The organism is Acidimicrobiales bacterium (genome assembly GCA_036491125.1).
In the GTDB taxonomy this organism is placed as follows: domain Bacteria; phylum Actinomycetota; class Acidimicrobiia; order Acidimicrobiales; family AC-9; genus AC-9.
Map to the genome: position 1 here is coordinate 1 of DASXCO010000193.1, position 9290 is coordinate 9290.

Here is a 9290-nt window from a genome sequence, read left to right on the forward strand (position 1 = left end):
GTCGAGCTGCGACAGCAACTCGCCAACCTCGAAGAGCAGAGAGGAACCGCCGTCGTCGCCACCTCGGTCGGTGGACTCACACCGGCCGATCGGGTGCTCCTGCTGGCCCGGGCGTACCGGCACCTCTCCGGCTCTGGAGAAGGCCGCGCTCCCGAGACGGTCATGGAGCAGGTGCTCGACGCCGTCGGGAAGGAGGCGGGCGAGCCCACCAACGCAGTTCAGCTCGCCGAGGCCTTCGCCCTTCTCGCCAGCCCGCCCTGACGATCCAGGTGTGGCTGAAATCTTGACGCGAATGGTCATAATTGGAATGGTGTCGCAAGCTCGGCCGAAAGGAGCCCCGTGGCCCTCTCCAGCACCGACCCGACCTTCTACCGCACAGCCCGGGACGCGGCAGCAGCGGCGCCCGAGCAACTCGCCTATGTGGCCGCGTTCAGCAGAGGACAGGGCAGCCGACCGGATGCGCTGACGGTCGTCGACGTGGACAAGAGCTCCACGGAGTTCGGCCAGGTGGTCGGCTGGCTCGACATGCCGAATCCGGGCGACGAGCTCCACCACTTCGGTTGGAACGCGTGCAGCTCGGCCCTGTGCCACACGGGGCACGACCCCAATCACATGGAGCGCCGGTATCTCCTCGTCCCCGGCATCCGCTCGTCGCGCATCCATGTGATCGACACCAAGCCCGACCCGCGCCAGCCGCGTCTCGTGAAGGTCGTCGACGCCGACGAGCTGGCCAGGGCGGCCGGCTACTCGAGGCCCCACACGCTCCACTGCGGACCGGACGGACTGTACCTGAGCGCGCTGGGCGGCCCCGGAGGGGACGGGCCGGGGGGCATCGCCATGCTCGATCACGAGACCTTCGCCGTGCTTGGCCAGTGGGAGCTCGACCGGGGACCCCAGTGGCTGGCCTACGACTTCTGGTGGCACCTCAACGAGGGCGTGATGGTAACCAGTGAATGGGGAACCCCGGGGATGATCGAAGACGGGATCGTCCCGGAGCTGCTGCTCGGTCGCAAGTACGGCCACGCCATCCACTTCTGGGACCTGCGCGAGCGCCGTCACCTCCAGACCGTCGACCTGGGCGACAACCAGCAGATGACTCTCGAACTGCGTCCCGCTCATGATCCGGCGAAGGCCTACGGCTTCGTCGGGGTTGTGGTGAACGTCGAGGATCTCTCGGCCTCGGTCTGGGCCTGGCACCGGGAGGGCGGCAACTGGGGCGTCACCAAGGTCATCGAGATCCCAGCCGAGCCGGCTGACGCCAGCGCGCTCCCCCCGCTGCTCCAGTCCTTCGGCGCCGTCCCTCCCCTCGTCACCGACATCGATCTGTCGGTCGACGACCGATACCTGTATGTGTCGTGCTGGGGCACGGGCGAGATGCGTCAGTACGACGTGTCGGATCCGCTTTCGCCGACACTCACCGGATCGGTTCGCATCGGGGGAATAGCTGGTCGCACGCCTCATCCGGCGTCCGACGGACCGCTCAGTGGCGGCCCCCAGATGGTCGAGGTCAGCCGCGACGGCCGGCGGGTCTACTTCACCAACTCGCTCTACGGTGCCTGGGACGATCAGTTCTACCCGGATGGCCTCGGGTCCTGGATGGCCAAGCTCGACGTCGACCCGGGCGGCGGGATCGCCTTCGATCCCGAGTTCTTCGTCACCGACTTCCGGGGTCTGAGGGTCCACCAAGTCCGTCTCCAGGGCGGAGACGCCTCCTCGGACTCCTACTGCTACTCCTGACCGGGGCCTCCCGCTCGCGCGCGGTCGGCCAGCGCCGGCAGAATGAGGTGCATGGGACGCCTCGCCCCCCGGCTCGCCGCCGTGCTGGCGGTCGCGGGTTGCCTGGGCGCAATGGCCGTGGCCGGCGGGTTCGGGCTCGAGGCGGCAATGGCGGATCCCGCGCCACCCCCGTCGACGACCACGACCACGTCATCGACGACGACCACCACGTCGCCGACCACCACCACGGCACCCCGGACCACCACTACCGGACCGCCGGCGACGACCGCCACGACCAGCGTGCCGCAGACGACGACCGTCCCGGCGCCCACATCGGTTCCCAGCACCGTTCCTCCCATCAGCACCACGGTGCCCCAGGACCAGGGGGGGTCGAACGTCGCCGCCGGCCTGGCCGTGGTCGTCAGCACAGGGGACGGCCTGATGGTGAGGAGCACCGACGGGACCGAGAGCCCGGCTCAGGTGGGCCAGAGCCTGCAACGGGGCGACCAGTTGAGCACCACGGCATCAGGTGGCTCGTCCACCACACCGCACGCCGCCACCATTCGATGGTTGCAGGGCGGCATGACCGACATCTACGACGCCACGCCGCGGATCTTCGTCAGGGGTCACCAGTCGGTTCCTCGAGTCGCGACCACGATCTCCATCGATGCCAACCCGACGCCGACGATGAGCGTGTCGCAAGGCTTCGCCCGGTTCTGGTTCGCGCCGTCCGAGAAGGGCTTGTACAGCTTCGTGGCGTCCACCGAAGCCGTCGTGGTGACCGTGAAGGGCACCGACTTCACCATTGGGGACGATCCGACGACGAAGACGAGCACGATCGGGGTGACCCAGGACACGGTCGAGGTGGCGCCGGTCAACGCGTCCCTGCGGCCGTTCCAGCTCGCGTCCGGCAGCGAGGTGACCGTCACCCCCGATCGGGTGGGGGCGATCACACCGTTGGCAGACCAGTCGGCCAACAACCCGAAGCGGCGCTCGGCGCCAAGCGCCGCTTCGACCCTCGGCCTCTGGCTCGTCGGGCTCCTGCTGACCGTCACGGTCGTCTCTGGTGCGATCGGCCTGGCCAGCCTCTGGCGGGACCGCCGGCGCCGCCAGGACCGACCGATCCCACCGATCCCGCCGAGCCCAGCCCATCCGGTGATCACACCAGACTTGTCGTTCGCCCACGCCGGGGCGCCCGGATCCACCGGGTGGGTGACGCTCCCGGCGGACCCCGCTGGCGAGGCGACCGACCCGGTACCGGCGCCGGCCGGGGAGGGCGGGCCTGCGCCCGACGCAGACTGGAAGCCGACGCACCGCGTGCCACCGGAGGGGCTGAAGGCGAGAGCCATCCCCGTGGCCGATGCGGGCGACGTGGCCAGCCTCGATCCCGACCTGGCGGTCCGGGTCGTCGAGTACCGGGGGGAGTGGGCCAACGTCGTGTCCGCGGACGGATGGTCGGGGTGGGTGGTCGCCCGGCGGCTGCGGCCCCAGGCCGAGCGCGCCTGACCGGCGCTGTCGTGGCGGCGCAGGCACGGCGCCGACGGCGCGTCAGCCGGGGAGGTGCGGGCCCATCAGGTCGGCGAAGTTGTCACCGTAGAAGCGCTGCTTGGCCGCCTGCGGGAGCCCGGCGAGCGACGCTTCGAAGCGTCCCAGCGGATTGCGCCCGCCCTCGACGTGCGGATAGTCGGACGAGAACAGGCACACGGCCTCACCGGCGTTCTCGATGATCCATCCGGCGTCCTCGTGTGGGTAGGGCGTTACCCGGACCTGCCGGCGGACGAACTCGCTGGGCTTGAGGGACAGGCGCTGGAGCCGCTCCTCGTTCCGCACGAAGGCGGTGGCGGCGGAGTCCATCGACCGCATCCAGCCCGGCACCCAGGACGCACCCTGCTCGATCACGCCCACTCTGAGCTCCGGGAACCGATCCAGCACGCCATCGATGATCATCGTGGCCAGGGTCTGCATGGGTGGATACGGGATGGCCATGTAGTCGATGGAGCGGAAGTTGCCGTCGCCTCCGTGGAAGTCGGGTACCGGCGGGAGCCCGTTCTCGAAGTAGCTGGGATCGAGCAGCCGCCCGCCGCCGCCGACGTGGAAGACGACCGGCAGGCGAGCCTCCTGAGCCTGGGCCCACACCAGGTCGAGCGAGACGTGGCTCGGGCTGTGGCCGGGCGGGCAGGCGGAGGGGATCATGAGCGCCCTGCAGCCGATCTGGATGGCGTCGGCCGCCGTCGCCGCGGCCAGCTCGAAGTCGACCAGCGGCACGTATCCCACGGCGAGCAGTCGGCGGTCGGCCGAGCAGAAGTCGACCATCGCCCGGTTGTGCGCTCGGGCCAGGCCGTAGGCGTAGTCGACGTCACCACCGTGCTCGACCCGCACCAGCTCCTTGTTGGTGAAGGTGTTGAACACGAGCTGACTGGCGAAGCCCAGCAGGTCCAGGGCCCTCGACCGGTCCTCGGCGATCAGCGACCCGGTGGCCCGCCAGTTCTTGCGCAGCCAGACCTGCTCCTCCTCCTCGGCCCGGTAGGCCGGGTCGGCGTGCAGCTCCCGATGGCGGTTCAGCTCCTGGAGCTCTGAGCGGTTCAGCTCGTACGCCGGCCGCAGACGCGCCCTCAGTGCCGGATCGGCGTAGGCCATGAACCAGTCGGGCGGCTCCATCACGTGCGAGTCGGCGTCGTGGACCACCGGGGCCGGCAGGACCGTCATGGCGTCACATTACGACCCTCTGGGCCCAGGACACCTACTGCTGTTCCAGACAAGGCCGAAAGTGGGCGCCGCGCTCCGGGGCGCCGCGCCCCATTTCGACCTGATGTGGAACCGCGCTACCTCCGGTGTCCGCGCACCGCCGTCAGCCGAGGGACACCAGCCGGCCGAGCCCCACGTCCTGGAGCGCTGTCTGGAGCTGAGTGGTTACCCAGGTGAGCCGATCGAGGGCGAGCAGGACCCCGAAGCCGGCCAGGACCAGGGCCGAGGAGCAGGTGAGGACGGCGAAGTGACGCCTTACCCAGTCGAAGGCGCCGGCGAGCCGGCCGAAGGCCAGTCCGGTGGCCAGGAACGGCACGCCGAGCCCAAGGGAGTAGCAGGCCAGCAGGGTGGCACCCTCGAGCGAGCGTCCCTGCGAGGCGGCGACGGCCAGGACCGAGGCCAGGATCGGCCCGATGCACGGCGTCCACCCGAAGCCGAAGGCAGCTCCGGCCACGGGCGCCGCCAGGGGGCCGAAACGGGACGGGCTGGGATGGAAGCGGGCCTCGCCGTACATCCACGGGATGTTGAGCCGGCCCGGGAGGCCGGCCCGAGAGCTGAGCCGGCCCGGGAGGCCGGCCCGAGCGGTGAACATGACCGAGCCGAGCAGGAGGAGGGCCATCGCCAGGACGGCGGCGCCGGAGACACGGGTGAGCAGCAGGTGGTTGCGGAACAACGCCTGGCCGACCACCGTCGCCGACAGCCCCAGCAGGATGAAGACCACCGAGAAGCCGGCGACGAACAGGGAGGTGTCCCGGGTGATGCGGCCGAGGTGGTGACGGGCGCCGGATCGGACCTCGGCCACGTCGAGGCCGGTGATGACCGACAGGTAGGCGGGGACGATGGGCAACACGCACGGGGACGCGAACGAGACGACGCCGCCGCCGAATGCAGCCAGGTAGCTCACACCTTCGACGCTCTGGGTCATGATCGGAGCGTCGATGCTAACCCCGCGACCTGCGCAGACGCGAATCCGGGGTCTCAGCGGGCGAGGTCGACCCGCTCCGGGTGGCTGTAGACGTTGGCCCTCTGGTCCCTGATGAAGCCGACCACGGTCATACCGAGATCCCGGGCGGTGGTCACGGCCAGGCTCGAGGGGGCGGACACGGCGGCGAGGATGGGGATCCCGGCCAGGGCGGCCTTCTGGACGATCTCGAAGCTCACCCGGCCCGAGACCACCAACACCCGATCACCCAAGGGCAGGGTGTCGTCGAGCAGGCTGCGTCCGACGAGCTTGTCGACGGCGTTGTGGCGGCCCACGTCCTCGCGCACGGACAGCACCGTCCCCTCGGGGTCCGACAGCCCGGCGGCGTGAAGACCGCCCGTCTGCTCGAACAACCGTTGCGAGCGGCGGAGGGCGTCGGGCAGGGCGAGCAGCGTGGAGACGGCAACGGACGGGCCCGACCCGAGCGGGTCGCACCTGCGTCGGAGCTGGTCGAGCGTGGCCGTGCCGCAGATGCCGCAGCTCGCGGTCACCGAGAATCGGCGCTCCACACCGTCCAACGCCGCCGGCCGGGTGAGCTGCACGGTGACGATGTTGTAGCGCTGCTCGTCACCAGGAGGCGCGTCGCAGTAGCGCACCGACGAGACGTCGGCGCTCGACCCCACGACTCCCTCCGACCGCAGGAACCCGACGGCCAGCTCGAAGTCGTGTCCGGGGGTCCGCATGGTGACGCTCACCGCCGTCGGGTGCTCGCCAGGGCTACCGACGCGAATCTCCATGGGCTCCTCGGCGGCCAACCGGTCGGGGAGCTCGACGTGGCGATCGCCCCGAAGGGCGAGCACCTTGGTCGACGCGACCAGCCGGCTCATCCGGACACGGGCCCCAGCCGGGCCAGATCGTCAGGTGCATCGACGTCGGCGAGAGGGCGGCCGCTCATGGGGTCGTTATTCCCCTCCCTGCACCGTCCTCACCGGGCCCCACGAGCCGCCGCTCGATCAGCTGGGCGAGATGCACGGCGCGTCGGCCCGTGCCGTGCTCGATCTGGGTGCGGCAGCTGAACCCGTCGGCCATCACCTCGGTGGCGGGATCGGCGTCGCGCACCGCCGGAAAGAGGACCCGCTCACCGACCGCCATCGAGAGCTGGTACTTCTCTGCCTCGAAACCCCACGAACCTGCCAGCCCGCAGCACCCGCTGTCGGGCGTGGTCCACGCGACCCCCATGCGATCGAGCACGGCGATGTCGTCGTCCATGCCCATCACGGCCCGCTGATGGCAGTGCCCCTGCACGAGCACGCCGCCGCCACCGTCGGGAAGCTCCCAGTCGGGAGCGTGGAGCTGGAGCAGTTCGCCCAGTGTGTGCGTCTGCCGGGCGAGGCGGGTCACATCTGGATCGTCGGGGGCCAGCTCGCCCAGCTCGTCGCGGATCGAGGCGCAACAGCTGGGCTCGGCGACAACGATCGGTACGCCCGCCCGGATCATCGGTCTGAGCACGTCGAGCAGCTGGGCGTGGAGACGACGGGCGGTCGCCAGCATCCCGTAGTCGTACAGCGGTCGCCCACAACACACCACCCGCGGCGGCACCAGGACCTCGAAACCGGCGGCCTCGAGGACCGTGACGACGGCCCGGTCCACCTCGGGGTGGAAGAAGTTGCTGAAGGTGTCGGGGAGCAACAGCACCGGGCGGCGGCCCGGCCTCCACGCCGGCCGGGGGCGACGGGCGAACCAACTTCGGAAGGTCTTTTCGGCCAGCCGCGGGACAGGGCGCCGCGGGGCGACGCCAGCCGCTCGTTTGACCGCGCCCGCCAGCGCCGGGGTGCGCGTAACGGCGTTCACGAGGCGCGGGGCGCCGGAACCGATCCGGGCGCCATACATGATGAGGCCCATTGCGTAGGCGGACCGGGGCCGCACCCGCCCCTCGTAGTAGTGCGACAGGAACTCGGACTTGTAGGTGGCCATGTCCACGCCCACTGGGCATTCGCTCTTGCAGCCCTTGCACGACAGACACAGGTCGAGGGCATCGAAGACCTCGCGCGACCGCCAGCCGTCGGTGACCACCTCTCCTCGCAGCATCTCGAAGAGGAGGCGAGCCCGGCCGCGAGTGGAGTGCTCCTCGGCGCGCGTCACCATGTAACTGGGGCACATGACGCCGCCCTCCTCGCGCCGGCATTTGCCCACGCCCTCGCAGCGGAGCAGGGCCCGGTCGAGGCGGTTGTCGTCGGCGGAGAGCCGAAAGCGGGTCGGTGGCGCCCACGGCGCCCATCCGGCGCCGAGGCGAAGGTCATCGGTCGGACCACGAAGCCGCCCGGAGTCCGTCGCCGCGTCCACGACTTTGCCCGGGTTCATTCGCGTGTCGGGGTCCCAGATGGCCTTGAACTGACGGAACGCATCGACCAGGTCGGCGCCGAACATCCTCTCGAGCAGGACGCCGCGCTGCTGGCCGTCGCCGTGCTCGCCCGACAACGAGCCGCCGTGGCTCACCACCAGGTCGGCCGCCTCGTCGAGGAAGAGGCGGTAATGATCGACGCCAGCATGTGACGCCAGATCGAACGTGATCCGGGCGTGAACACAACCCTGGCCGAAGTGACCGTAGATGGCCACCTCGTAGTGATGGTCGCGGCACAGGCGGCGGAGGTCGGTGAGGTAGGGACCGACGTGATCAGGTGGGACCGCCGAGTCCTCCCACCCGGGCCAGAAGTCGCCGCCGGGGAGGCGGGCGATGGCGCCCACGGCCTCTTCTCGGACGGCCCAGATCCGAGACCGCGCTCGAGCGTCCTCGAACACTCTGGTCCGCGAGGTGGCCCCGCCATCGATCGAGGCCACGAGCGACCTGACGCGCTCGCCGAGCTCGCTCGACTCGTCGGCGGCCAGCTCGACCACGAGGAAGGCGCGCCCCTCGGGGAGCATCGACAGCCCCTGCCCGTGACGGCCCTGGTGGGACAGGGGCGCGAACAGGGCGCCGTCCATGCCCTCGAGGGCCACGGGGTCGTGCTGGAGGATCTCCGGAAGGTGGTCGCCGGCATCGCCCAGGTCGGGGTAGCCGATGACGACCAGGGCGCGGTGCGCGGGGAGGGCGATCAACCGCACGACCGCCTCGAGGACCGTCACGCACGTGCCCTCGGTGCCTGCGAGCGCCCGGCCGAGGTTGAACCCGCTCTCGGGGAGGAGCTCGTCGAGGTTGTACCCCGACACCCGGCGGGGGATCCGGGGAAAGCGCTGCCGGACCCGGTCGGCGTAGCGGTCGCGAAGCGACCGCAGGGCACCGTAGATCTCGCCCCGGCGCCCGCCAGCGGCGATGATCGTCTCGAGCTCGCCCGCCGACGTGGCGCCGACCGTCAAGCGGGTCCCGTCGTAGAGCAGCACGTCCAGGCTCTCGACGTTGTCGGAGGTGCGGCCGCCGATCACCGAGTGCACGCCGCAGGAGTTGTTGCCGATCATCCCGCCGAGGGTGCAGCGGTCGTGTGTCGCGGGGTCTGGTCCGAAAGCCAGGCCGTGGCCGCCCGCCAGGTGTTGGAGGGCGTCGAGGATGACCCCCGGCTGCACCCGGGCGGTCCGCTTCGCGGCGTCGACCTCGATGATCCGGTGGAGGTGCTTCGACGTGTCGATGATCACGCCTGTGTTCGTGGCCTGGCCGGCGAGGCTCGTGCCGCCGCCTCGCATGGTGATGTGCGCACCGTGTTGACGGCAGGCCTCGACGGCGGCTATCACGTCGCCGACGTCGTGGGGGAGGACGACCCCGAGCGGCACCTGGCGGAAGTTCGACGCGTCGGTCGACCAGGCCGCCCGGGCGCCGCGGTCGAAGCGGATCTCGCCCCGCACCGCGTCTCGCAGCGTCGCCTCGAGCGCCGCAGGATCGGTCACTCGAGACGGTCTAGCCCACGCGGACCTCGCC

Annotated in this window: 8 protein-coding genes; 3 read left to right on the forward strand and 5 right to left on the reverse strand. The window is 70.6% G+C overall.

Annotated elements, in window-relative coordinates:
* Together VGF64_15490 and VGF64_15495 are read left to right on the forward strand one after the other, a co-directional pair.
* Positions 1-261 (forward strand): hypothetical protein (locus VGF64_15490; protein HEY1636166.1); only part of this gene is annotated, 261 nt, incomplete at its 5' end.
* Between the two features lie 78 nt (positions 262-339).
* Positions 340-1737: a selenium-binding protein SBP56-related protein gene (locus VGF64_15495; protein ID HEY1636167.1), complete on the forward strand. Its 1398-nt coding sequence runs from the start codon at positions 340-342 to the stop codon at positions 1735-1737.
* On the opposite strand, the gene VGF64_15500 is transcribed toward VGF64_15495, so the two are convergent.
* Positions 1728-2075 (reverse strand): hypothetical protein, encoded by a 348-nt coding sequence (locus tag VGF64_15500; GenBank protein ID HEY1636168.1) that lies wholly within the window; start codon positions 2073-2075, stop codon positions 1728-1730. The two genes, VGF64_15495 and VGF64_15500, sit on opposite strands and share 10 nt — an antisense overlap.
* 10 nt (positions 2076-2085) lie before the next feature.
* Here VGF64_15500 and VGF64_15505 point away from each other — a divergent pair, with 10 nt between their 5' ends.
* The gene (locus VGF64_15505) at positions 2086-3222 is read left to right on the forward strand and encodes a hypothetical protein (GenBank protein HEY1636169.1); all 1137 of its coding nucleotides are present in this window, start codon (positions 2086-2088) and stop codon (positions 3220-3222) included.
* A gap of 42 nt (positions 3223-3264) precedes the next feature.
* Here VGF64_15505 and VGF64_15510 read toward each other — a convergent pair whose 3' ends face one another.
* From VGF64_15510 to VGF64_15525, 4 genes are all read right to left on the reverse strand, one after another.
* Positions 3265-4422 carry an amidohydrolase family protein gene (locus tag VGF64_15510; protein HEY1636170.1) on the reverse strand — a complete coding sequence of 386 codons (1158 nt, stop codon included), beginning with the start codon at positions 4420-4422 and terminating at the stop codon, positions 3265-3267.
* 142 nt (positions 4423-4564) lie between these two features.
* Positions 4565-5386 (reverse strand): cytochrome c biogenesis protein CcdA, encoded by an 822-nt coding sequence (locus VGF64_15515; GenBank protein ID HEY1636171.1) that lies wholly within the window; start codon positions 5384-5386, stop codon positions 4565-4567.
* A gap of 53 nt (positions 5387-5439) precedes the next feature.
* The gene (gene fdhD, locus VGF64_15520; GenBank protein ID HEY1636172.1) at positions 5440-6270 is read right to left on the reverse strand and encodes a formate dehydrogenase accessory sulfurtransferase FdhD; all 831 of its coding nucleotides are present in this window, start codon (positions 6268-6270) and stop codon (positions 5440-5442) included.
* 64 nt (positions 6271-6334) lie between these two features.
* Positions 6335-9259 carry an FAD-linked oxidase C-terminal domain-containing protein gene (locus VGF64_15525; protein ID HEY1636173.1) on the reverse strand — a complete coding sequence of 975 codons (2925 nt, stop codon included), beginning with the start codon at positions 9257-9259 and terminating at the stop codon, positions 6335-6337.
* Positions 9260-9290 lie beyond the last annotated feature (31 nt).

Bases quoted from the DNA above. Each gene is read 5' to 3' on its own strand.
- VGF64_15515 (HEY1636171.1), bottom strand. From the start codon at position 5,386: ATGACCCAGAGCGTCGAAGGTGTGAGCTACCTGGCTGCATTCGGCGGC.
- fdhD (HEY1636172.1), bottom strand. From the start codon at position 6,270: ATGAGCCGGCTGGTCGCGTCGACCAAGGTGCTCGCCCTTCGGGGCGAT.
- VGF64_15500 (HEY1636168.1), bottom strand. From the start codon at position 2,075: ATGGGAGGAACGGTGCTGGGAACCGATGTGGGCGCCGGGACGGTCGTC.
- VGF64_15510 (HEY1636170.1), bottom strand. From the start codon at position 4,422: ATGACGGTCCTGCCGGCCCCGGTGGTCCACGACGCCGACTCGCACGTG.